The 25960-nt window shown below is 35.6% G+C and carries 15 protein-coding genes, 1 tRNA gene and 5 pseudogenes; 11 read left to right on the top strand and 10 right to left on the bottom strand.

The features are described from left to right. Window positions 1–569: 569 nt before the first annotated feature. Window positions 570–1955 (top strand): dihydrolipoyl dehydrogenase, encoded by a 1386-nt coding sequence (gene lpdA / locus OM966_RS06855; protein ID WP_264329330.1) that lies wholly within the window; start codon window positions 570–572, stop codon window positions 1953–1955. A 1-nt stretch (window position 1956) separates the two neighbouring features. Here the strand turns inward: lpdA and OM966_RS06850 are convergent, their stop codons facing one another. After that, window positions 1957–2349 carry a hypothetical protein gene (locus OM966_RS06850; protein ID WP_264329329.1) on the bottom strand — a complete coding sequence of 131 codons (393 nt, stop codon included), beginning with the start codon at window positions 2347–2349 and terminating at the stop codon, window positions 1957–1959. Window positions 2350–2418: 69 nt separating this feature from the next. Here OM966_RS06850 and murG point away from each other — a divergent pair, with 69 nt between their 5' ends. Then, a complete protein-coding gene (gene murG, locus OM966_RS06845) occupies window positions 2419–3450 on the top strand; it encodes an undecaprenyldiphospho-muramoylpentapeptide beta-N-acetylglucosaminyltransferase (protein WP_264329328.1) in 1032 nt (343 codons plus the stop codon). Here murG and gshB read toward each other — a convergent pair. Together gshB and OM966_RS06835 are read right to left on the bottom strand one after the other, a co-directional pair. After that, window positions 3435–4364 (bottom strand): glutathione synthase, encoded by a 930-nt coding sequence (gene gshB / locus OM966_RS06840; protein WP_264329327.1) that lies wholly within the window; start codon window positions 4362–4364, stop codon window positions 3435–3437. The two genes, murG and gshB, sit on opposite strands and share 16 nt — an antisense overlap. A gap of 60 nt (window positions 4365–4424) precedes the next feature. Then, complete coding sequence (locus tag OM966_RS06835; RefSeq protein ID WP_264329326.1) at window positions 4425–5021, bottom strand: BON domain-containing protein; 597 nt, start codon at window positions 5019–5021, stop codon at window positions 4425–4427. A gap of 140 nt (window positions 5022–5161) precedes the next feature. On the opposite strand from OM966_RS06835, the gene OM966_RS06830 reads away from it, so the two are divergent. The 5 genes from OM966_RS06830 to lon all read left to right on the top strand — a co-directional run bounded on the left by OM966_RS06830 (window position 5162) and on the right by lon (window position 11120). Then, a tRNA-Leu gene (locus OM966_RS06830) sits at window positions 5162–5243 on the top strand. Window positions 5244–5401: 158 nt separating this feature from the next. Then, window positions 5402–6736 carry a trigger factor gene (gene tig, locus OM966_RS06825; RefSeq protein ID WP_264329405.1) on the top strand — a complete coding sequence of 445 codons (1335 nt, stop codon included), beginning with the start codon at window positions 5402–5404 and terminating at the stop codon, window positions 6734–6736. Window positions 6737–6747: 11 nt separating this feature from the next. Then, window positions 6748–7374 (top strand): ATP-dependent Clp endopeptidase proteolytic subunit ClpP, encoded by a 627-nt coding sequence (clpP, locus tag OM966_RS06820; protein ID WP_164225183.1) that lies wholly within the window; start codon window positions 6748–6750, stop codon window positions 7372–7374. Continuing rightward, complete coding sequence (gene clpX / locus OM966_RS06815; protein WP_264329325.1) at window positions 7374–8651, top strand: ATP-dependent Clp protease ATP-binding subunit ClpX; 1278 nt, start codon at window positions 7374–7376, stop codon at window positions 8649–8651. The genes clpP and clpX overlap by 1 nt, the downstream gene beginning before the upstream one ends. Window positions 8652–8666: 15 nt before the next feature. After that, window positions 8667–11120, top strand: a complete 2454-nt coding sequence (gene lon / locus OM966_RS06810) for an endopeptidase La (RefSeq protein ID WP_264329324.1) — start codon at window positions 8667–8669, stop codon at window positions 11118–11120. Window positions 11121–11132: 12 nt separating this feature from the next. Here lon and OM966_RS06805 read toward each other — a convergent pair. Then, a pseudogene (locus OM966_RS06805) lies at window positions 11133–12367 on the bottom strand (ABC transporter ATP-binding protein). Window positions 12368–12397: 30 nt separating this feature from the next. Then, window positions 12398–12871: an ABC transporter ATP-binding protein gene (locus OM966_RS06800; protein ID WP_264329322.1), complete on the bottom strand. Its 474-nt coding sequence runs from the start codon at window positions 12869–12871 to the stop codon at window positions 12398–12400. A gap of 229 nt (window positions 12872–13100) precedes the next feature. On the opposite strand from OM966_RS06800, the gene OM966_RS06795 reads away from it, so the two are divergent. Then, the gene (locus OM966_RS06795; protein WP_319605115.1) at window positions 13101–14393 is read left to right on the top strand and encodes a cbb3-type cytochrome c oxidase subunit I; all 1293 of its coding nucleotides are present in this window, start codon (window positions 13101–13103) and stop codon (window positions 14391–14393) included. Window positions 14394–15170: 777 nt separating this feature from the next. On the opposite strand, the pseudogene OM966_RS07440 reads toward OM966_RS06795, so the two are convergent. Beyond that, a pseudogene (locus OM966_RS07440) lies at window positions 15171–17340 on the bottom strand (hypothetical protein); the annotation flags it as partial. Between the two features lie 138 nt (window positions 17341–17478). Between OM966_RS07440 and OM966_RS06770 the strand changes: the two are divergent. Further along, on the top strand, window positions 17479–18834 hold the full coding sequence (locus tag OM966_RS06770) for a phosphomannomutase/phosphoglucomutase (protein WP_264329316.1): 1356 nt from the start codon (window positions 17479–17481) through the stop codon (window positions 18832–18834). Between the two features lie 361 nt (window positions 18835–19195). After that, window positions 19196–21877, top strand: coding sequence for a pyruvate, phosphate dikinase (gene ppdK / locus OM966_RS06765; protein ID WP_264329404.1), 2682 nt, complete (start codon window positions 19196–19198; stop codon window positions 21875–21877). A 396-nt stretch (window positions 21878–22273) separates the two neighbouring features. On the opposite strand, the pseudogene OM966_RS06760 reads toward ppdK, so the two are convergent. The 4 genes and pseudogenes from OM966_RS06760 to OM966_RS06745 form a co-directional block, all read right to left on the bottom strand. Next, window positions 22274–23026, bottom strand: a pseudogene (locus tag OM966_RS06760) (IS5 family transposase). Window positions 23027–23110: 84 nt separating this feature from the next. Continuing rightward, the gene (locus OM966_RS06755; protein WP_264329403.1) at window positions 23111–23995 is read right to left on the bottom strand and encodes a recombinase family protein; all 885 of its coding nucleotides are present in this window, start codon (window positions 23993–23995) and stop codon (window positions 23111–23113) included. Window positions 23996–24007: 12 nt separating this feature from the next. Next, window positions 24008–24325 (bottom strand): annotated as a pseudogene (locus OM966_RS06750) (major capsid protein); the annotation flags it as partial. Window positions 24326–24400: 75 nt separating this feature from the next. Further along, window positions 24401–24478, bottom strand: a pseudogene (locus OM966_RS06745) (head decoration protein); the annotation flags it as partial. Window positions 24479–24734: 256 nt separating this feature from the next. Between OM966_RS06745 and OM966_RS06740 the strand changes: the two are divergent. Further along, window positions 24735–25946, top strand: coding sequence for an ankyrin repeat domain-containing protein (locus OM966_RS06740; protein WP_264329315.1), 1212 nt, complete (start codon window positions 24735–24737; stop codon window positions 25944–25946). Window positions 25947–25960: the final 14 nt, after the last annotated feature.

Here is a 25960-nt window from a genome sequence, read left to right as displayed (position 1 = left end):
CCATCCAAGAGGGTGTCATCCCAGTGCCCTGACTACTTGGATCCAGAAAACTTAACTCTACACCAAGTAAATGTACAATAAGAACTAGATTCCAGACTGGAATGACATCATAGGGGCACTGGGATGACAAAAAAAGGAGCGCTGACCATTTTCGGTCTCTTAAGTTACTTTAGCCATAAATACTTAAGAAATTCACCAAATAAAAAAAAGGCAAAGAACTCCCGTGGTGCGAGTTTTGACCCTCTGATAATTTAAACTGGCGCTGTAATAATGTGCTAACGCTTAAATTAAGCGCGATTTGGCTGAATGTAGAAAAATTTTAAAAGACATGCAGCCGCTATAATTTTATGTAATCCGCCAAAAAATACCCTAAGTTTTTTACTGAATTTTGTCATTGAGCATGCAGGTCAAAAACAAGTTTTGAGTTACAAATACCCTTATTGTCATAATAAGGGGGCTGGCGGAGTTTGTCAAGTAAGTTTTTTCGTTTCTATGTTGTCAGCTACCTGAATATTGATCATATGGGTTCCATCTGTTATATATAATCTTTTTGAATACGAAGAAAACTGATGAATGAATATGATATTACGGTTATAGGTAGCGGTCCTGGTGGTTATATAGCGGCAATTAGGGCGGCACAGCTTGGGTTTAAAACTGCAATTGTGGAAAAAGAAAAAAATTTAGGTGGTATATGCTTAAATTGGGGATGTATACCAACAAAATCACTGCTTAGAGCATCTGAGGTTTATAGGCTAATAAAAAGATCAAAAGAGTTTGGTATAGAAGTAAAGGGAGCGAGTTTTGATATACAATCAATAGTGAAATACTCAAGAAACGTTGTTGATAAATTGTCAAGCGGTGTTGCATATTTGATGAAAAAAAATAACATCAAAGTTCATCAAGGCTTTGGTAAACTTGCAGGCAATAGTACTATAAAAGTTGCTGGCGATAAGGAAGAACAAGAAATTGTTTCCAAACATATCATTTTAGCAACAGGAGTGAGGGCACGGAATCTGCCTGAAATAGAGGCAGATGGAGATTTAATATGGAATGCGCAGCACGCTATGACTCCAGAGAGATTACCAAAATCACTACTAATCATAGGGTCTGGTGCAATTGGAATAGAATTTGCAAGTTTTTATAGTACTTTGGGGGTTGATGTAACAATCATAGAGATAAAGAGCACTATTTTGCCGCTGGAAGATAAAGACATTTCAGGCCTAGCAGAAGAAATATTCACAAAACAGGGGATAAAAATATATACAAACAGTAGCGTAAAAGCTCTTACTAAAAGTAAAGACTCTGCTCAAGTGCTACTAAGTAGTGGCGAGAGCAAAGAATTTGATAGGGTGATTGTTGCGGTTGGAATTCAAGCAAATATTGAAAATATAGGTTTAGAAAATACAAAAATTAAATTAAGCTCTTCTGGTTTTATTGAAATGAATGAATGGTATGAAACTAGTGAATCAAATGTGTATGCAATAGGTGATGTAGCTGGCCCACCATGTTTAGCACATAAAGCGAGCCATGAAGCTGTGATCTGCGTTGAAAAGATTGCTGGTAAAAGTGCTCATGCGTTAAAAAAAGAATGCATACCAAATTGCACTTATTCTCATCCACAAATAGCGAGCATCGGCCTTACTGAGGAACAGGCAATAAGAGGTGGGTATGATGTAAAAATAGGAAAATTTCACTCTAACTTTAATGGTAAGTCTATTGCACTCAGTGAAACTGAAGGGTTAGTGAAAACAATTATAGACAAAAAGACAGGCGAACTTCTGGGTAGCCACATGATAGGTGCAGAAGTAACGGAGTTAATTAGCAATTTTGCTCTTGCAAAGCAACTAGAAGGAACAGACTTCGACATAAAATCTACGATTTTTCCTCATCCAACCATTTCAGAGACGATACACGAATCAGTGCTTGCTGCAGATGATGAGTCGTTAAATAGTTGAACTAACGTTCTATCGTTTTAGAGTTGTCAATGTCTTGGGTAGTAGTTTGATTAGGCACTTTAATTTTAATAGATTGATTACCACCAGCATCAGAATTCTGTAACTCTTCTTTCAATCCCTTAGCTGCTTCTTTGACTTCAAGCTTTGCCTTTGGATGAAGATCTTCTGGGCCTTTTCCTTTAGTATCCAAACCTTGTTGTAGATTAGTGCTTTTCATTTTATTATGCTGCTCGTGCTCAGGTAGGTCAACAACCGAATTGAAAAGAATTTTTATTATATTTTTTAGCAGTTCTAAAAAACCTCCGCTTCTGCCTTCTCTTTGTTCTTGAGATTTATTTTTCTCATTAGGTTCTTTTTTGCTATTAGTTTTAGGCATTTTTAACTCAACTATCATAAAGCTTAATAAAATTCTACGTGCAAATTATTAAATAACAGTTAACAATCTAGGATTCATTATTTACAGATGGATATTATTTTAGCAACAGGTGGCACAGGTGGGCATATCTTTCCGGCCATAGCCTTAGCAAAAGCACTAAAGACACAAGGATACAATTGCATATTATTCACTGATAAAAAAACAAATAAAAATATCGACATAGAAAACTATATTTTACCATTATGTAGACCAAGCGGCAACAAATTTAAGTTTTTCCTTTTATTAATGTATAGTTGTGTGCTAGCAATATATAAAATCAGAAAATTGAAGCCAAGATTAGTAATTGGTTTTGGTAGCTATGCTTCTTTTCCAACTCTTCTTGCAGCAAGGGTTCTTTCTATACCTATAATTTTACATGAACAAAATACAGTTTTAGGAAGAGTAAATAGATTCTTTTTCAAGAGTGCAAAATTAATTGCAACCAGCTTTCCGGAGACTAAATATGCAGAAGGTAATAAATGTATTTTTACAGGAAATTTTATTGATATAAAAGCACAGAGCCATTCTAGCACTGAGAAAGCCCTAAACATATTAGTCATAGCAGGTAGCCAAGGTGCAAATTTTTTTGATGATGTAGTAAGCAGCGTAATTTGTAATTTGCCTATTAAAATGAAAAAGAAAATTAGAGTGACGCAGCAATGTACGAAGAAAAATGTAAACAAGGTCAAGAGTCTATACAAAAGTGAAAAGATCGATTGTGAATTGAGTGAATTTTTTGATGATATGGAAAATAGATTGGCCAATGCTCACTTGGTAATTAGCAGAGCAGGAGCAACTTCAATAGCAGAGATCACTCTTGCTAGGCGCGCTACTATATACATTCCTTACCCTGACTCAAAAGATAATCACCAATTTTATAACGCAAAATATATTGAAGATTCGGGAGCATCTGTAATAGTTGAGCAGAATAGTGAAGCAAAAAAAAATCTAACAGAGGTACTATTTGATCTATTAAATAATTCTCAAAAATTGCGTGATATGACCAATAATACAAAAAAAACAGGGATAAAGAATGGGACTACTGAGTTTGTTAAGGTAATTGTTCACAGGTTTAGTTGATGGCTGCTTGCTTTTTCTTCAAACACATCCCAAAGGTCTTTTTCTAGCGATATATTATATAATTTATTGATATAAACCACTCCCGTGGGTGAAGTTGTGTTAATTTCGAGCAGGAAGTCATCTATAATATCAATACCAACAAATATTAGCCCCCTTTTCTTTAATTCAGGACCAATTTTGTTACATATTTCATTGTCTCTATCGTTCATTTGAGCGGGCTCAAAACTTGCTCCAAGTCGCATGTTTGTTCTGATCTCTCCACTGATTTTTGGAACTCGTTTCATTACTCCAATTGGTTGACCATAAAGTAGCAATATTCTTTTATCTTTATCTATGTTTTTACAAAATGATTGCGCAATTACAGGACATTCATATTTTGCTGTCATGAGATCCACTACTACTTGAATACTATTCTCATCTCGTATTCTTATTACATCATTTCCGCCATAGCTATACAATGGCTTCAGAATAATATCTTGATAGTTGTAGTAGAAATCTCTAATCATCGATATATTTTCAGTGATCAAAGTCGACGGAATTAGCTCTGGAAATAATGAAGTTATCAATTTTTCAGGACAATTTCTTATTTCTGTTGGATTGTTAATTACCAATGCGCTGGTTTTTTCTAAGATATAGGTTGTTGTAATGTAGCGCATATCAAAGGGTGGATCCTGTCTGATAAATATGATGTCCATTTCATTCAAGTTGATTGCTACATCCTCTTTAGAGATAAAACTAAAATCATCAACGCTGACTTTCTGAGCAAGAGCAATTGGATGGTTTAGCTTTAGTGCTAAATTGTTAGGAGCATAGATAAAAACTTCGTGCTTCCTCCTTTGTGCTTCCTTTATTAGCACGAATGTAGTGTCAGTTTCAAAATTTATATTTTCATCCATCTGAAAGGCAACTTTCATTTATGTTCTCTACCTATTGTCACAACTGTACAAATGTTATAATTTGAAGGCGATTTTTGCCTAATGGCGTAATTTACTGTACTTATATCGTACATAACTTACAACTTGTTTTACTCCCTTTACTTTTCTTGCAATTGATATTACAGCTTTTAATTCCGCTTTATTTTGGGCTATACCCATCAAATAAACAACTCTATCAACCGTATTAACGCTATAATTAATTGATTTAATATTTCTTTTCCCCAGAAGTCTTGTTATTATTTCCGCTGTTATCATGCCATCTACAGTAGTGTCTAGCATGGAAGCCATTTGAATTGGTATTACTCTTATTTCATTTATCACTTCTTTAATTTCTTTTTGCTGCCAAGCTATTTTTTCTGCTGTAAGTTGTTTTTCAGGAGTGTCAACACTTCCAATGAGCAATACTCTTCCTTCACTTACTTTAACTTTTATGGATGAAAATAGCCCATGTTTTAAGAGCCCCTTATTAATTCTGATGACCATAGTCGTATCATCAATGATATTTCCCAAGGATTTGTCCTGCATTGTTATTGCTGTTGCTGTCGCTGTAGCCACCACACCACCTATTATAAGGGTTGTGCAACCACTTTGTGTAATCAAAAAAATTGCAAGTAAGAAGCTTGTTATTAATCTCATTATTGATTTTCAGGATTTAGAGCTTTCATTAAGAAATGTTAATAAGCTTTTTTGATTGTGTAAATACTATAAATTAAGTAAGACTTTAAACCTTGAATATTTTTAATGGAATACCTATAATAGGGTACTGAAAATTTCTTGCGGATATGGCGGAATTGGTAGACGTGCCAGGTTTAGGTCCTGGTGAGCTTGCTCGTGGGGGTTCAAGTCCCTCTATCCGCACTTTAAAGTCATGTAACTTAGGTTTTAAGGGAAAATTTATAATCACTGAATACACTTTTGTTTGTATAAAAACCTGTTCTTAAGGATTGTGTTTAACTTAAATTCTGGTAAAATGACTCTATTAAGATATGAGTTAAAATGTTAATAAATGAATTATGATGTCTAATAATATACCTCAAAATACAGTCGAAGTAAGTAGCGTATATACCTACAAAGAGCTTAGTATAGATAAACTAAAGTATGAGTATGAAATCACAGTTGGTAGTGATTATATAAAACAAAAGGTAAATTCCAGGTTGCAAGAGATAGCAGAAAATGCAAAATCACCTGGATTTAGGGCTGGAAAGATGCCCTATGACCTTGTTGTTGCAAATTATAAAAACGAAGCTTTGGAATATGTGATAAATAATACAATTGATTATTGCTCAAGTGATTTGATGAAAAAAATTGAAGTCAGGTCTCACATTTATCCTAAGGTTGATGTTATATCATTACCAGATCTGGGCAAAGAAAATGAGGAGGGCAATTTTGTATACAAGCTATCTTTTGAGTCGATGCCTGAAGTACCGATGATAGATCTTGACAAAATAAACTTAAAGAAAATTGAAGCAAAGATTGAAGAGGAAGATATAAAAGAATTTATTGATTCTATTAAAACAAAGTTCCCCAATTTCGCCTCTGTTGATGATGCTTCTTATCAAGCGAAAGATGGGGATAAATTGATAATTGATTTTGAAGGGCGGATTAGGAATAAGCTCTTTCAGGGTGGAAGTAGCAAAAATTTTGCCGTTAATTTAGGGTCTGGCACATTTATTAATGGTTTTGAAGATCAATTAACTGGTATGAAAAAGGGAGAAACAAAGGACTTTAAGTTGCAATTTCCTGGAAATTACCAAGCCATTTCCCTTGCAGGACAGGAAGCTGATTTTTCTGTGCGAGTTAATGAGATTCAAATTGCCAAAGATTTTGAAAATGATGATGAAATAGCTAGGAGTATTGGTTTTAAAGATTATTCTTTGCTAATAAGTCATGCAAAAAAAATGATTGGTGATCAGTGCACCGAAATGAGAAATCTCTTAATTAAAAAGGAGCTATTTGATTATTTGGATGCTAATTATAGTTTTGATTTACCCACAGACATAGTAAAACAGGAGCAACAAAGAATGGAAGGAGAACTGGGTGCTCAAAATGATTCTTGTAAAGAAGCTGAAAAACGTGTAAAGCTTGCTATGTTATTTATGAAATTTAGTGCAGAAAATAAAATATCATTAACTCAAAATGATGTTTTGAATGTTATTGTAAATCAATATGTCAGTAAGGATGTACCGTTTGACAGAGTACTTAAGCATTTTGAATCAAATAAACAATTTCAAGAATTAGTTAGGGGGCAAGCGCTTGAGTATAAAGTGACAGATTATATAATAGAAAAAGTTAGTAAAGAAGAGCAGATTATTTCTGTGAAAGAATTAAAGGAATTGTTTGGTAATATTTAATAGGAAAAGGTATGACTCTTATACCAATTGTAGTTGAACAAACTAGTCGCGGTGAGCGCGCTTATGACATATATTCAAGACTAGTGAAAGAAAGAATAATTTTCGTAACAGGTCCTATTGAGGACAACATGGCCAGTGTAATAGTAGCACAGCTTTTATTTTTAGAATCGGAAAATCCAGATAAAGACATTTGTATGTACATCAACTCACCAGGTGGTGTTGTAACTGCTGGTTTGTCGATCTACGATACAATGCAGTATATAAACCCAGACGTTTCAACTTTATGTATAGGTCAAGCTGCGTCTATGGGTTCCTTATTGCTTGCATCTGGTACAAAAGGTAAGCGCTACTCTCTACCTCATTCAAGAATTATGATACATCAGCCATCTGGTGGTTATCATGGTCAAGCAACTGATATAGAAATACATGCTAATGAAATTTTGCGAGTTAAGAAAAAACTAAATCAAATTTATGAAAAACATACTGGAAATTCACTGAAGAAAATTGAAGGAATGATGGAAAGAGATAAATTCATGGATCCTGAAGAAGCAAGGAAAATTGGCTTAATTGACAGGGTGATAGCTGAGCGTACAGATATTGAAATTGAAAATATTAAAGTTAAACAAAAGGTGGGTTAATGGATAACAATAATGATTTACACTACTGTTCTTTTTGCAACAAGGCGCAAGATGAAGTATATAAATTGATTACTAACTCCTCGGATGATTTAAAGGTGTTTATTTGTAATGAGTGCATAGAATTATCCCATAAAGCAATAAGTCAAAAGAAAGATAGATCTTTTAATTCAGATCGTATATCTGATATGAAGCTATTACTAAAGAAACCTGAGGATATAAAAAATTTTCTCAGCAAGCATGTTGTAGGTCAAGAACACGCGCAACACGTTTTATCTGTAGCTATGTATAACCATTGTCAATCCATGGTACAATTTCATGCTATAAGTGATATTGAAATCGAGAAGTCAAATATAATGCTTATTGGTCCCACTGGTTCTGGTAAGACTTTGCTAGCCAAAACACTTGCTAAAGTTTCAGATGTGCCATTTGCTATGGCTGATGCGACAACTTTAACTGAGGCAGGTTATGTGGGTGATGATGTAGAAAGCGTGTTGTCGCGTTTATTACAAGCTGCAAATTATGACGTTGCAAAAGCACAGCGTGGTATAGTGTTTATAGATGAAATAGACAAGATTACAAGAAAATCTGAAAGCACTTCAATAACCCGTGACGTTTCAGGTGAAGGGGTCCAGCAAGCTCTGCTTAAGATTATGGAGGGTACAGTTGCTTATGTTCCGCCACAAGGAGGGCGAAAACACCCACAACAAGAGTTTATACAAGTGGATACTAGTAACATACTATTTATTTGTGGAGGAGCTTTTGAAGGCCTCGATAAGATTATTGAAGCGAGAAAAAAGGGAACGTCAGTTGGCTTTGGAGCAGATATAAGTCAGTCTAAAGAGCAAAAGAAAAAGAATGCTTTACATGATGTTCAACCTGAAGATTTAATCAAATTCGGTTTAATACCCGAATTTGTAGGGCGGGTTCCAATAGCTGCTGTTTTAGATGAGTTGGATCATGAAGATTTAATACATGTGTTGACAGAGCCAAGGAATGCACTAATAAAACAGTACAAAGCATTGCTTGCGTTTAGCAAAGTAAACCTTGAGTTTTCAGATGAAGCAATATCAGCTATTGCTAAAAAGGCTATAAGCTATAAAACAGGTGCAAGAATGTTACGTGCTATCTTGGAGTCACTTTTGCTTGACGTTATGTATACAGCTGGAAACGGAGATTTTGAAGGTAGCACTATAGTAATCACTAAGAAAATGGTAGAATTAGGAAAAGCAACGGTTAATCATAATAATAATGGCAATGTTATAACGGTTAATGATTAATTTGAGGCATATATTATGAACATTGAACGTGCTGTGAGCTCTAGTTTTACTGCATTGCCAGTATTACCTTTAAGAGATGTAGTAATTTTTCCAAATATAATGGTGCCTTTATTCATAGGCAGAGAAAAATCTGTTAATGCACTAGAATATGCAACAAGTAGTAGTAGTCACCAAAATGAGATTTTTCTTGTAGCACAGAAAGATGGCTCTGTTGATAATCCGGAGCCAGAAGATCTTTATGAAGTAGGTGTGTTAGCAAACATTATACAACCATTAATAAAATTGCCTGACAATGCAGTAAAAGTTATAATCCGGGGGATAAGAAGGGGAAGAGTTGTAGAATATATTAGCTCTCATACTTTATTACAAGCCAGGGTAGAGTTAGACAATCATTATAAAGAAGATGAAGACAATATTGATTTAGAAGCTTTAAGGCGATCTGTTATAGACGCGTTCGATAGCTGGTGTAAGCTAAACAAGAAAAATCAGCCTGAAGTTGCCATTAACCCCATTGATCAAATCAAAGAAGTTGATCAACTTGTAGACACGGTAGCTTCACATTTAAATATAAAAGTATCGGATAAACAAAGCATACTTGAGGCTTATGACCCAAAAGAGCGTTTAAAAAAAGCTTTTGCTTTTATTGAGGGAGAAATAAGTATTTTGAACGCACAAAACCGTTTATATAAGACAATTAAATCGCAAGTTGAAAGCACTCAGAAAGTTTACTACCTTAACGAGCAATTGAAAGCTATACAGAAAGAATTAGACGAATTTGAGAATGGTGATGAAGGAAATATACTCAATGAATTTGAAAAAAAGATAAATGAAACAAAGCTTTCTCAGGAAGCAAGAGAGAAAGCTATAACTGATTTGAAGAGATACAAGAAAATGAATCCCATTTCTCCTGAAGCTACAGTTATATCTAGTTACTTGCATTGGTTACTTGATTTGCCGTGGGGAAAGTACAAAGATGCAAAAATTAACTTAAATGCAGCTAAGAAAATCTTAGATGAAAATCATTATGGCATAGAGAAAGTAAAAGATAGGATAATAGAATTTTTAGCAGTATTAAAAAGAGTAAAAGAGATAAAAGGTCCTATACTTTGCTTGGTTGGACCGCCAGGTGTTGGTAAAACTTCTTTAGCTAAGTCTATGGCAGGAGCAGTAGGAAGAGATTTTGTTCGCATAGCTCTTGGTGGTGTGCGTGATGAGTCCGAGATACGAGGGCATAGGAAAACTTATATTGGCTCAATGCCTGGTAAAATTATTCAACATATGAAAAAAGCTAATTCATGCAACCCGCTTTTTCTGCTTGATGAAATAGATAAGATGGGTTCTGATTCGCGTGGCGATCCTGCATCTGCATTACTTGAGGTTTTAGATACTGAGCACAATAAACACTTTACGGATCATTACTTGGAAGTTGAGTTTGATCTTTCAAGTGTAATGTTTGTAGCTACGGCAAACAGCTTAAATTTGCCACATCCTTTGCGTGATAGGATGGAAATTATACAATTGTCCGGGTATACTGAAGATGAAAAAATCAGTATTGCTACACACCACCTTATTCCGAAGTTAAAGAAGGAGCATGGTTTGTATCAGAAGGAATGGGACATAACTAATGAGGCGTTATACAAGTTGATACGTTTATATACACGTGAAAGTGGTGTGCGGAGTATGGAAAGGGAGCTTGCAAAGCTCATGAGAAAGGCAGTTAAAGAAATATTGACTGATAAAAATAAGAAAATATCCGTAGGGGTTGACAATTTACAAGATTATTTAGGGGTACGTAAATATACCTTTGGTATTGCAGAAAATGAGAGTTTAGTGGGAGTAGTAACTGGGCTTGCCTATACTGAAACAGGTGGTGATATTTTGATGATAGAATCAGTCCTAATTCCGGGCAAGGGAGAAATAAAATACACAGGAAAGCTTGGAGAGGTTATGCAAGAATCTATAAAAGCTGCGTATAGTTATATTCGATCAAATTGTTTGTTTTTTGGTATAAAGCCCGAAAAATTCCAAAATAATGATATACATTTGCATGTACCTGAGGGTGCTGTACCAAAAGATGGCCCTTCTGCTGGCGGCGCGGTATGTACGTCTATTGTTTCTCTTATGACAAATATACCAGTTAACAAAAATGTTGCTATGACAGGCGAAGTGACATTGCGTGGTAGAGTTTTAGCTATTGGGGGCTTGAGAGAAAAGTTACTTGCAGCGCTCAGAGGATCAATCAAAACTGTGATTATACCAAGTGAAAATGAGAAAGATATGCAAGAGATTCCTGCAAGCATCAAAGAGGGGATCAACGTAGTTTTTGCTAAGAATATTGATGAAGTTATGAAAGTTGCTTTAATGCACCCTACTACTCCAATTGATGGTGATGATAATCAAAATAGTGTGCCTTCCTCTATAGAAAATAAAGATGATACTTTTCCTATGTCGGAAACATTGAAGCATTAGATTAAGAAGATATTATACAATCTCCATTTCTCTTTTGTCCGGCAAAAATCCACCAATTTGTGCATCCCACAGAGTTTTATACATTCCATTTTATCAAGAAGTTCCTGATGCGTGCCATCTTCTACAATCTTGCCTTGGTCAAGAACCAAAATACGATCCATATGTAGAAGTGTAGATAAACGATGGGCAATAACGATAGTTGTAGCATTGCTTGTTTCGAGTACTTCATTTAGTGATTCCTGTATTAACTGTTCTGTTGGAGTATCAAGTGCAGAAGTTGCTTCATCCAGAATTAATATAGGAGCATTTTTTAAGATAGCTCTGGCGATTGCAATACGTTGCCTTTGTCCTCCTGAAAGTTTCACACCTCTTTCTCCAACGAGTGACTCGTAACCTTGGGGTAATTTTGAAATAAACTCATGAGCATGTGCGCGTTTAGCAGCCTCTATCACTTCATCATCGCTAGCATCTATTTTTCCATAGCGAATATTTTCCATCAGAGTTCTGTGAAAAAGTGATGGATCTTGTGGAATCATTCCAATATTTCTGTGTAAAGAATCCTGGATTACATTGCGAATATCTTGCCCGTCAATTGAAATTTTTCCAGATTGTACGTCATAAAGCCTAAGAATCAGGTTTACAAATGTTGATTTACCAGCACCTGAATAACCAACAAGTCCTACCTTTTGACTAGACTTAATTATTATGGATTTGTCTTCAAATATTGGTTCTGCACCTTTATAATGAAAATGAACTTTATCAAATTTGATTTCACCTTTTTGCACGATCAAAGGTTGAGCGTCTGATCTATCATTGATTTCTGGATTAATCACTAAAGATGATAGACTTTGTTTGCATTTTCCAATTGCTTGGTTGAACTCATCAACACGTGATATCGTATACCACATCATGTGTCCTAGCTCCATTGAAAGCCCCAAAATTAAGGCAAAGTCTACAATGCTGATCAAATTCTTTCTATATAGATGGACCAAAAAATATGTAGTAAAACCCATCATAATTGCAATCATTAATCCCTGCACGCTGGACAAAATAACTAAGAAAAACTTTTTTATTTGAAATGCCTTTTGAAGTTGCAGAAAAAACTGGTTCATTCTTAATATTTCATAATCTTTCCTAGAAAAAATTCTGACATTGTTGTGATTTGTTATGCAATCTACTAATTGACCAGAAAGAAGGGATTCACTGCTTGCATGATTATCTGCTAAAGTTACAAGACGCCTTGACATCAAGATACTAAAAGAAGAAAAAGCAATAAACTACAAGAATAATGTGTAAAAAAACATTGAATTTACATAATAGCTGGCAATAAATGCAACCATTAATAATGAAGTACCTCTGATAAAATCTTTAGAAATAATATGCAAGATTAACTCTATATTGTCGGCAAGTGTCGTAATCTGATTTGCAATACGTCCTGATAAATTATTTTGAAAGAATTCATGAGAGCTACTTAAGGCATAATTCAATGTTCTACTAATGATTTGAATTTTAATAACAGCCTGGAATTTATAATTAATGTATTCGACTCCGCGCCATGTAACATTATCAAAAATTATAAAATTTAATATAATCAATACAGCAGGCCAAGTTAAGAGAGAGATGTCACCCACTTGTACCTGGGGCAAAATATTGATTATATGTTTAATCAGCATCCTGTTAAAAGGTCCCCAAAACCCCGCAAAGATTGCAAGGGAAGCAAAAATCGAGACCGATAATTTGTATGGCTTCAAAAAAATGCCAGATGAAAGAATATAAAGTTTTAGGTAGCTGATGATTCATTTGAACATTCAATTTCTTCACTTTCCTTTTTATCTGGCAAAAATCCACTAACTTGTGCATTCCATAAGGATATGACCTGCTTTGCTGTGATATTATTCATCAATGCCAATTAATTTGAAAAATTTATAGCGCTTTATATTATAATACTTTATCAATCAAAAATAAAAAGAGAAAATGACCGTGCTCAACATACAAAATAACGCTGCACTTTGCAAACAGTGGATATTCTTAGCAGTATGTGCCCTTGCTTGCTCTGGATTGTTGTCAATAATTGTTATTTTTTTACGATTGCCTTTTATCTCCTCTCTCGTTCCTTCTGCACAATATATCTTTGATAATGCGCTGGTGATACACGTGAATTTGTCAATTTTGGTGTGGATGTGCTCTATAATATCTCTGCTTTTTATTATAAACCTACAAAATACCAATAATTGGTTTAACTTTTCATGGGTTCTATCAACCCTTTCGATGCTGCTGATGTTTATATCCGCATTCGTTCCAAACACTGAAGTTATCAAAAGTAACTATATTCCCGTGTTACAAAACAAATTATTCTTATTTGGTCTTGGTTTGTTTACCACCAGTATATTAGTAAATGCAATGCTAGCATACACATCAAAAAAAGAGGTTTCATTTCTCTCTGTGGGGCAAGTTGGGCTGGTTATTACACTTGTTTCATCATTTCTTTGCTTTGTTTTAGCATATCAAAATATGCCTCCAGGTCTATATCACTCAGATAAGAATTTGTTTTACGAATATCTCTTTTGGGGAGGCGGACATTTGCTGCAATTTGCTTTTACTCAAGGAATGTTTTTAGTGTATTTAATAATCAGTGATGTTAGTTTAGCTTCAAGCAATAAAATTACTATTTTACCGCTGTTTATAAACACGATTTTGGCTATAGGTGCACCGTTTGTATATTTTGTTTATCCAGTTGATAGTGTTAAGTTAATACAGTTTTTTACTTGGCATATGAGAATTGCTGGAGCAGTTTTGCCGTGCTTTTTGATAATATTAGTGTGCTGCAACATCAGGACTTTTACTAATGATAAAAGCAACTATTTATTACATTCATTTTTATTGTTCATTTATGGAGATGTGCTTGGAGTGCTGACTATTGAAGGAAATGTCACCATTCCCGCTCATTATCATGGTTCTGTAGTTGGGATCACTATAGCTTTTATGAATTTCATTTATTGGCTGTTACCTAAATTAAACTTTAAAGAGGTAAAAAGTTCCATGGTAAGATTACAGATTTATGCGTACAGTGTGGGGCATTTTCTCCATATTACTGGACTTGTATGGCTTGGTGGATATGGTGCCTTAAGAAAAGTTGCAGATCTGCCAAGTATTTCATCAATGTTGGCACGTGCTTGTTTTATTGCGGGTGGAGCTATATCAGTTATTGGTGGAATGTTGTTCGTAATAATTGTGCTTTTACATCTGTTAAAAGGCAAAGCGCGTACCAACTAACCTATAGAAACGAAAAAACTTACTTGACAAACTCCTCCAGGCCACTTATTGCAGTACTAAGGGTATTTATGACTCATTGTTTTTGACCTGCGGGCTCAATGACAAAATTCAGTAAAAAACTCAGGGTATTTTTTGGCGGATTACATAAAATTATAGCGGCTGCATGTCTTTTTTATTTTTTCTACATTCAGCCAAATCGCGCTTATTTTAAGCGTTAGCACATTATTACAGCGCCAGTTTAAATTATTATAGGGTCAAAACTCGCACCACGGGAGTTCTTTGCCTTTTTTTTCTGCCTGGTAAATTTCTTAATGTTTGTAGCTAAAGCAATTTAAGAGACCGAAAATGGTGTCATTCCAACGCGTGACGCTGGAATCTAGTCTTTATTATGAAGCCACTTATTTAAAGTTAAGTTTTCTGGATCCAAGTAGTCAGGGCACTGGGATGACAGCTACCCTGATAACCGTCATCCCGCTACGTGTTAGCGGATGAGATACCGCGAATGAATCGCGGTATGACGGTCTGCGGCGGAATGACGATAACCTCGTCATTCCGCTACTCGTTAGCGCCGTGGCGGTATGACGTCTTAGCTATAGTTAACAATAGAAGCAAAACTCATCCTTTTGAAAGAGGAGGAGATTTTTCTGGATCCTCAGCGGGGATTGATTTTGGATCTGATAATTCTGTATTTACCTTGATTGGCTCTAATGGAGTTTTCTGCTCTTCCGGTTTATCGTCTGGAATTGGAACAGGCCAATCCATAATGTTTTGCGGTATAACTTCTGCTTCTTTAGCTTCTTTTTGACCTGTTGAAGATGGTGTATCAACTCCTGCATTTTTAGTAACTTCTTGTTTTAGTTGTTTATTTTCTTCTTGTAATTGCTTTAAATTTTTCTTTAACTCGTCAATCTCTCTTATTTTTTGTTTTAATTGTTCAGATATAGTTAGTTTGTCCCTAGTCAATTTTTTGTTTTCTTGTCTTAACCCACTAGCTATTCTGCTTGAGTTGTTGTTTACAGCTTGTATACCTTGGTCTTGCTGCTGCATGCTTGTTCCTCTACTTTCATATTCAACTTCAGTTTGAGTTGCCTGACCTTTTTCCTGCTGTAATATGTTCTGCAGCTGCTCTAGACTCTCTTTGACAGATGCCAGCTCTTCCTGTGTACACGTTAACATCCCTTCCTTTTCCTTAAGCTGACGTTGAAGCTTTTCTATTTCCCCCTTCGTATTTTCTTCGCTTAGCTCATCTGCAAGTGATCTTCCAGGTTCAAGTTGTCGAATTGCCCTCTCTAAATCTTCCTTTTCTCTCTGTAATTCATTTAATTCTTTAGACAATTGGTTCGCCGTTTCAGCCAATGTATTGTTTTCCTTTTTTGTTTCGATCAACTGTTCTGCCAACTACTTTTCATGATCATCCTTTAAATCTTCCACTATTTTCTTCAGGTCATTCTCCAAATTTGCATTCTTTTCCTCTGGTACAGTTAAATTAGCTTCACTTTGCTTCAATTTCTTCTGTAGTTCTTTGTTTATCCCATTTACTGATTGAACTTCATCTTCTTTGTCTTTCAACTGATCATTTAAGCTCTTTATTACATCATTTTATCCTGTAGTTCTTTCTCTATCTTTTGTGTTAACTGCTCAATATTTTGATCCTTCCAAGCTAATTCTTGCTTCATCCTTTTCAATTCAGCTTTAAGTCTTTCAGCTTCTTATTCCCCAGTTTGCTTTCCCTCACTTAATGCGCTTATTTGTGTATCACCTTCTTTTTCTATCTTTTGATTAAGTTCTTCTAATTTTTCGAGTTTCTCTATAAGTGACTCAATAGAAGCATCTTGTTCCTTTATTCTTTGATCTCTTTCAAGTATCGCTCACTGTTGTTCATTAACTTTATCTCTCAAGGAGTCACGTTCTAATCTTAGATCCTCAAGCTGCTTTGCCTGCGCTGCAAAATATTTAGCAAATGTTTCTTTTTCTTTCTCTAATTCCTCAATTTCGTCTACTTCACCTTTTGCTCCTTCTTGTTCATGCTCTTCTTCATCACTAGACATATCATCCTCAAATATTTCATCTTCATCACTAAATTCACTAACACTAGAGAAAGAACTTCTACGTGAAGAAGGTGTGCTAGGAGAGGAATACCCACTGCTGTTTGGTGTAGGTGACTGTGGTGATATATGTGGATCTTTTGTAAATATTTCCTCTGCTGGTACTTGCTGATCGTCTACACTCCTGGACATGTCAGTAAAAGCTTGATGCAGAGTTTTTCCATTGATAAAAACTTCTTTATTCTGCTCAACTAATTTTAATATTTTATCTTTTGTTTCCTCTGGTGTGAACTTTAAATCACCAAACTTTGGCTCACCAATGACACTTTGTATACCACTAGAATCCAATTTTACGGTCATGCTACAGTCTATGTTATTACCTTCAGAATCTTTAGCCTGCCAGTTAATGGTCATTTCACATGAGCTTGAACCAGTAAAATCATAGTGCCTTTCGCTGCCTTTTTTGGTCGCAGTTATTTGACTATCTTTCTCTAAAGATATGTTATAAACCTTACCTTCTCTGCTGGCTCTTAAATATTGCTAATTTCTATTGGTTTTTCTTCATTTTCAAATCTAATTTTGAAGTCGTTATCTTTTGTTGAATACGCTAAGAAATTTTGACCAGGCAGAGACGACTTAAGTTCTTTATGCATTGTGTTTATTGATTGCTCAAATTTTTGGAACTCCTTTTCCCACTTTAAATTTATCTGTCCTGTAATGTCCTCATCTTTGCGTAAATGACCAATAAAGTACCAGATTAAATTTTCTTCCTCCAGTCTTTTAATAAAATCCTGAAGATCGTTGCAAGATTCAATGACACTTAGAATATCATTTTTCTTCTGTTCATCTACATTTAGACTTTGATTCTCAGCTATAAATAAATTTTCGTTTTCCTGTGGCATAATTTTGTATCTTTAAAAAGTATACTATAATATTAACAACTTTGATTAAAAAATCAACTAATTATGTGGGTAAATAAAGAAGAAACTTGAGCACTTGTCCATTATGTTATATAGTAGTTACTCCTTAAGCAGTGCAGTATGGACAGTACCATTATAAGAAAATACGATATTAGAGGTATAGTAGGCAAAGATTTGCAGATTAATGATGGGTACGAGATAGGTAGAAAGTTTGGCCAAACCGTAGCTAGTGTTTGTGTCGGCTACGACAGCAGAATAGATTCACCAGGTATAGAAAGAGAATTAATTAGGGGCTTAACTTTATCTGGAGCAAATGTTATACGTGTTGGACTATGCTCGTCACCTATGCTCTACGCTGCAACGCAAATCACGCAGGCGGATCTTGGTATCATAATAACTGCCTCTCATAACCCCAGCGAATATAATGGCTTTAAATTTTTTAGTAATAAAAAAGTCTTCTCAGATCAAGAAATGAAGGAAATTATAAGCAGTCCAATTAAAAACAGTACAAGAATTGGAAGCTTAATTAACATAAATATATATGGTGAGTACATTCGCATATTAAAAGGTGCAGTGAAGAATAATACTACACAGAAATTAAAAATAGCCTGGGATTGTGGAAATAGTCCAGCAAGTGGAATTATAAGGTGTATTGAAAAGATCTTGCCTGGTCATACGCATATCGTAACCAATAACTCTATAGATGGGGCATTTCTACTGCATGATCCAGATCCCATAGAGGAAAAAAATCTCGCTCAATTAATTGACATTGTGAAGGAATATGGATGTGATCTTGGCATTGCGCTAGATGGCGATAGCGATAGGGTGCGCTTAATTGATAATAAAGGCAACGTTGTTTCCAATGACCATTTATTTATAATTTTTGCACGTGAAGTGCTGGAGGAATATCCAGAAAGCAAAGTTATTGCTAACGTAAAAATGAGTATGAAGGTGCATGATTTTGTTAGTAAGTTAGGAGGGCAAGTTATTACCTGCGCTACTGGACATTCACTAGTTAAGAAGAAGATGGTAGAGGAAGAGGCAAAGTTTGCTGGTGAGTTAAGCGGGCACTTCTTCTTTTCTGAGCTAGGTTTTGATGATGGGCTATATTCTGCTGTTAAAGCAGTTGACATTTTGCTTAAGAAAAACCAAAGCCTATCTCAGGTGATTGAGGATTTACCGAAGTTATATATCACTCATGAAGTAAAGATTATAGTGAAAGATGAGAAAAAATTTCAAATAATTGAATCAATAAAGAAAACACTAGAGAAGCAAAATATTGTATTTTCAGATCTTGACGGTGTTAAGGTAAATGATAACGATAATAAAGGTTGGTGGCTCCTTAGAGCATCAAATACACAAAACTGCATTACAGCAAGATGCGAAGGAGATACCTTAGAAGGTTTTGAACTTACTAAAAAGGTTTTGTTCCATTACATTGATGAAGCAAGGTCTTTAAATTGTAGCTGCTCATAGAAAAATTAACCCTATCTCTTAAGTAGAGCCACTTAGGGTGGCTGCTCCTGAAACCCGATTTTGAAGGGCCTTCCTTCATCTTCAATAAAACAAACATTACTTTGTTTGTTACTGCAGCACACCATTATTCTTAGGGTTGAAAAACTTAGAAAGAGCCATAAAAAAATTTTTAAATATATCTTTATATTATATATTCTTATTGATAATAATTTGTCATCTTTTTTGTTAACTTTACTGATGTTGCCAGAAGGAACGTTGTTGCCAAATTTTGTAAAATTTATTATCCTAAGGTTTCAAGTCCTCATAGGTTTATTGGAACTATATGTACAATGTGTTTATCAGTGAAAATCCGGAGAAAATGATGGGGGAAAAGTTAATACATTACTTTAGCCAGGGTAAATGCGAAGGCAATGCAGAAATGAAAAATCTGCTGGGAGGAAAGGGAGCAAATTTAGCAGAAATGTGCAATGTTGGCATTCCTGTTCCACCTGGTTTCACAATTTCCACCTCTGTTTGTCAGGCCTACTGTCAGGATAATGAATTGTCTAACGACCTACGTAACGAGATTAAAAACTACATGGCGATGCTCGAAAATGACATCGGTTGTAAATTCGGGGATTTAAATAACCCCTTATTAGTTTCAATACGCTCTGGTAGTGTTAGTTCAATGCCGGGCATGCTTGATACTATTTTAAATGTTGGTTTAAATGATGAAACAGTTATTGGGCTTGCAAAAAAAAGTGGAGAACGTTTTGCCTATGATAGCTACTGCCGTTTCATCATGATGTACTCCAATGTTGTACTACAGCTTGACCATCACCTATTTCAAGATGTTGTTGATAATAAGCAGCAAAAGAGTGGAGCAAAAAGCTTAGCTGATCTTGATGTTGATGTTTTAAAGAGAATTGTTAACAATTTCAAAAGGATAGTACATGAAAAAACAGGAAAACATTTCCCGCAGAACGTTGAAGAGCAATTGTTAAACTCAGTTAATGCAGTATTTACCTCTTGGAAAAATGATAGGGCTGTTTCCTATAGAAGAATACATAACATTCCTGAAAACCTTGGAACAGCGGTCAACGTGCAAGCAATGGTTTTCGGTAATTTAAATGATAATTCTGCAACTGGTGTGATATTTACACGAAATCCTTCAACTGGAGAAAAAAAGCTTTTTGGTGAGTTTTTGGTTAATGCTCAGGGTGAGGATGTGGTTTCTGGTGTTTATACTCCTATGCCAATTGACGGAGAGCAAGAAAACACCATGGAGAAGTTGCTGCCAAGTGTCTACCGAGAATTATGTGTGGTATGTGGAAAACTTGAAAGGCATTATAAAGACATGCAGGATATCGAATTTACTGTGCAGGACGGTAAGTTATGGATTTTGCAGACTAGGTCTGGCAAGCGCACGGCTGAAGCTGCTATTCGCATAATAGTTGATATGGTAAACGAAGGAACGATTACAAAAGAAGAAGGAATATTGAGAATTGATCCAAAAACTTTTGACAATTTATTGCATCCAGTTCTTGACGTTAAGAGTGACCAAAAAGTAATAGGGAAGGGACTGCCGGCTTCTCCAGGGGTTGCTTCTGGATATGTAGTGTTTAGTGCAAGTGATGCTGAAAAAGCTGCAGAGCAGGGTAAAAAAGTGATTTTAGTAAGGTCAGAAACGAGTCCTGAAGATATTAATGGAATGAATGCTGCAAGTGGCATAGTAACAGCACGGGGAGGGATGACCTCGCATGCTGCTGTTGTAACCCGTGGAATGGGTAAGCCATGCATTTGCAGTGTAAGTGGACTTTATATCGATAAAGATGGAACTTTCTTTTCTGTGGGGGATACAAAAGTAAATAAAGGTGAACCAATTACCATCAAAGGAGGAACAGGGGAGGTTATGCTTGGCATTCTTCCTACAATTTCACCTGAATTATCGCAAGAATTCAAAACGATAATCAACTGGATAGATGAAATCAAAACGGTCAAAGTGAGAGCGAACGCTGATACTCCAAAAGATGCAAAAATTGCAAAAGAATTCGGTGCAGAAGGTATAGGCTTATGTCGCACAGAACATATGTTTTTTGCTAGTGATAGAATCGAATTCATTCAAAAGTTGATAATAGCTGACGATGAAAATGAAAGGGCAAATGCGCTCATTAAACTGGAAGAAATGCAAAAGTCTGATTTCAAAGAAATATTTTCTATTATGGAGGGTAGGGAAGTCACTATACGGTTGCTTGATCCACCCTTACATGAATTTTTACCCAATAATCAGTCTACTATAGAAAAAATCGCCAAATCACTTAGTAAGTCAGTTGAATCAGTAAAAAATAAAATAGCACAGTTGTCAGAAAAGAACCCAATGCTTGGCCATCGAGGTTGTAGACTTGCCATTTCTCATCCTGAAATATATAGCATGCAGATTAGGGCAATACTTAATGCTGCAAATGAGCTAAAAAAGGAAAAAAGTGTAGAAATCAAGCCTGAGATCATGATCCCTTTTATAATGAATGAGAAAGAATTTATTCTGATATGCGAGCTAGCAAAGAAAGAATCCTCTGTCATCTCAGTTGGAATCCAGACGCAGATTCCAGCGTCACGCGCTGGAATGACATCAGACAAGGCTTATTCAATTGGAACGATGATAGAACTACCAAGAGCAGCACTGATTGCTGATAAGTTAGCAAAACATGCAGAGTTTTTTAGTTTTGGCACTAATGATTTAACGCAAACAACCATGGGACTTTCAAGAGATGATTCAGTTAATTTCCTCGATTCTTATAAGGAAAGCAATATATTTGACAATGATCCATTTGAAGTGCTGGACATCGAAGGGGTAGGGGAGTTAATCAAGATAGCCATTGAAAGAGGCAAAAAAACCCGAAAAGAAATAAAACTAGGTATATGTGGAGAGCATGGAGCAGATCCAAAATCTATAGAGTTTCTCATCGAATCAGGGGTGGATTATGTTTCATGCTCACCCTATAGAGTACCGGTTGCAAAGTTAGTGGCAGCACAGTTTAGTGTAAAATCTAAGTTTATTGGGTAAGTGAGAAATATAGCAATAATATAACCACTGGTGACTTTCCTCACTTAGACAACTGTGTCAAGCACTGGAATGACACCCTACTTAACCGTCATACCGCCGCGGTATCTCATCCGCTAACAAGTAGCGGGATGACGATTGTCAAGGTGTCATCCGAGTCGCCCCTTTTTTGTCATCCCAGTGCCCAGACACTGGTTCACTCTATAATGGCAGTGTCTCTATGATGTAAGGAATCCAGTTTTTATGCAATCTCATCAAGAACGTTGTGTTTTAACGTAAGGTTGGCTACTTTTACACTCACTAACTTAGCTAGATCCCAGTGTCTGGGCACTGTAGACAATGTGGCAAAAAATATTATAGAATTCAATAGGATAATCCCTAGGCTCTGTGGACAAAATTTTAGAGAAGCCATACAAGAGCTCCAACAAAATTGAGAAAACCCATAAAAACCTCAGCAGTTTTATCAAATCTGGAAAAAATGCGCCTAAAATTTTTAATTTTACCAAAAAAATACTCAATCAAATGACGTTCTTTGTAGATATGCTCATCGTAATACCTTTGCACTTTTCGATTCCGTTTTGGCGGAATAACTACTGTACATCCCTTGTCTTCAAGACTTATAACAAAGGCATTGCTATCGTAGCCCTTGTCAGCTACTACAGTAGAGTTATAGATACTTTCGGTTAACACTTGTGCCTGCGTAATTTCATTTCTTTGACCAGGAGTCAGAGTAAATTTAAGTGAATTTCCAAGTGCATCGACAAGCGCATGTATTTTAGTTGTAAAGCCACCTTTGCTCCTCCCTAAAGCTTCTTGATCCTTGGAGTTTTTTGTATATCCAGATGAACATGGATGGGCTCGGATGATCGTACCGTCGATTATAGCAACTTCTAAATCAGGCTCTTGTTTAATATATTCAAGCAATTTTTTCTAGACATCTCTTTCACACCATCTTTTAAATCGCTTATGTATACTCCTGTAATTACCATAAGTTTTTGGTAAAAGTCTCCATTGGCAACCACTTCGCACTATGTACCACACTGCCTCTATGAATATTCTTAAACGTTTTTCATCTTTGCTGTGCATTCCTTTTACGCTTTTTATGAACTCTAAAATTTGTTTCCAATTTTCCTCTTTGATGTAATATTGCATATGGTAGTTTCTCCATTTTTTACCTATTAGGCTAAACTACCATCTTTTTCTCTCTTTTCATATTTTTTGTCCACAGAGCCTAGATCATATTCCTCCTGAGTTATGCGTTCTCGAACATAGACATAATTTAGTCTTGATACCTTGTTCTAATTTGCTTATTTCTTTTTCAATCTCATCATTTGGTTGCTTATTTTTATGTTCTAAAAGCATAAGTTGATGTTCTTTTGCAACTTTATCCGTGTCTTTCAATACCTTCTTCATTTCTTCCCATATAACTGGTTCTAGTATCTCCATGCGTATTGATTTGTTGCTACATACTCTAGTCCCGCCAAAACGGCTTGCATCTGTAACAGTACAACAATAGTAGCTCCTTCCTCCCTTAGCGTTTTTTGCTGCATAGTAGGCATATTTGCAACACTGACATACCATTAGTCCTTGTAATAGGTGCCTTCTTCCACTTCGTTGTATTCTTGATCTCTTTCTATTTTCATCAAGTTGTTTTTGTACTATATCGAATAATTCCTCTTCAATTATCCTTGGTATTGTTATTTTTATCCAATTCTCCTCATCAGTACGATAAACAGAATAGTTCCTTTTGCGCACTTTCCATCTTACCCTCACTGCTTTTCTTATTGGCCCTACCTTCGACTTACCAAATGCCGCTTCTCCTTTGTATGCTTGATTTCTTAATATTCTATGGATTGTACATACGTTCCACACTCCCTTGCCCCTTGGGGAAGCAGTACACCTCTCTTTTAGTCGTCGTACTGTTTCTTTTATACTTATTCTTTCTTGACCTACCCACTCAAACAGGTCTCGCACTATTTTTGCTTCCTCTTCATTTATTTCAAATTTTGTCTTCTCTCTATCTACATGCTCTATACGATCATAACCAAAAGGCGCAATACCTATTACACTGACACGACCTTTTTTTGCTGCATGGAGTTTTCCTCTACGACTACGTTCCATAATCTTTGTACATTTATTCTCTGACCCAAATGCCCTTATCCCTTGCACTTCCTCTGGTAACACTACATCATCATGGGGAATATGTGGAATCGTAAACGTCCTTATTTTCCTTTTTCCTCTTTTCCCTACTGTTGCTGGTGCTCATGGGACTTGTGTTGGTGATAAAGTTAAAACTCCGTGGTGTTCTTCTATCGTAATATGTCGAAACCTTACCGATCTACTTGGAAATAAATTTAAACTTTCTGTTCGACCATAATTTATCGGCAATTTGTTTATTACTTTAGTTAATTCCATCATACTAAATGCTGGATTTGTAAATGGATTTTGCATGTTTTTTCCCCTTTAATGCTGTAGATGTTTGTTGGCTTTTAAGCCCTTTGCGAATGATTAAGATGTTTGGTAGCTCTAAACCCCTTTGCGGATGATAACGCCTCGTGTTTCAAGTTGCTTTATTACCGCAGCTTTTTGCTCTTCTGTTATATTTGTTAACTGTAGCCTTTTATCCTCTCTTAGTTCTTTTGATAATATTTGCTGTTCTGTTTTTTGCTCTGCAGCTTGCATAAAACACCTTATCTTGACAATTAATGCCATTTATATTGAACAATTACATAATGTGCAAACATTTTTTTACATAATTTAATTTGTAGAAAGTTTTGCCTCAAATGCTTTTTAATTGACTCTCTTCTACAGGATAGTCATAATATATTATTTAGTCACAAGATTTAAGAGGGGGAACACTATGGGTCTGCTATATGAAATATTAGAAACGTTAAATAATGATCAAAACTTAGACTCAACTAATATAGTTGAAAAGATAAAACAAGAGTTTGAAAGGAGAATGGATGAGCTGTACTCACAATGGGATACTTGCAAACACAAATATAAGCTATGCGAAAAAGAATATAAATCATGGCAAGAAAGTGGGTTTTCATTAGACCATGATTTTAAGGAAGGTAGTGTATTACTGCATGTGGCTGCTGGGTGTAAATATTTTAATATAGTAAAGTATCTAAAAGACAGAGGTGCAAATATTGATATCCAAAATGAGCGTGGACATAATTCTTTGCATGAAGCTGTTGAAAATGATTGCAAAGAGATGGTACAGTTCTTATTAGAAAATGGAGCAAGTATCAATGCAAAAACTGAAGCGAGTGGAGAAACTCCTTTACACCTTGCTGTTAAAAAAGGCAATGTAGAAGTGATAGAGCTACTTATAGAAAAAGGAGCAAATGTTAATGCAGGTAATAAAGATGAGAATACTCCTCTACATTACGCAGGAAACATAAATATAGTGAGGTTACTAGTAGCAAACGGAGCAAATGTTAATGCAAAAAGTAAAAGTGACCCTCCTTATTCTATGGGATCTACTCCTTTACATTATGCTGCCAGTGCAGGTGATAAAGATATAGCAGAATTTCTGATAGATAATGGTGCAGATGTCAATGCCCAAAACGCACAAGGAGATACCCCTCTACATAAAGCTGCTTCACTATTTCGAGTGGACACAATTAAGTTTCTGGCAGCAAAAGGAGCAAAAATCGATATAATAGATAATCTTGGACAGACTCCATTACATGTAGCTGCACATTTAGGTTCAGAGAAAACAATATTAGCCTTAGTAGAACTTGGAGCAGACCCTTGGATAGAGGATAACAATGGTGCAACTCCAATAGACCATTATGTGTATGAAAGGCAAGCTTGGCAAAGCCGTGTTGATTGGGGTTTCACACAAGACCGTCCTCGTGAAACTGGGTACTTAATGAAGTTAAAACAAGCATACAATAAAGATCTATTTGTTCGTTATTCAACACTGTTACTGGGTGCTGTAGCAGCAATAACACTTTTCACAACTGGCAACATTACACCAGATGCAACACGTATAATAGGTGCAGCGGCTATAGTTACAGTAGCAGCACTTGCAGCTGGTCGTATCACATATGAAGCGGTTTAAACCCAGTACTAAAA

It is taken from the genome of Wolbachia endosymbiont (group A) of Andrena hattorfiana (assembly GCF_947179565.1).
Lineage (GTDB): Bacteria > Pseudomonadota > Alphaproteobacteria > Rickettsiales > Anaplasmataceae > Wolbachia.
Note: the sequence above shows the minus strand (reverse complement) of the source record. Positions and strands in the feature narration are given on the sequence as shown.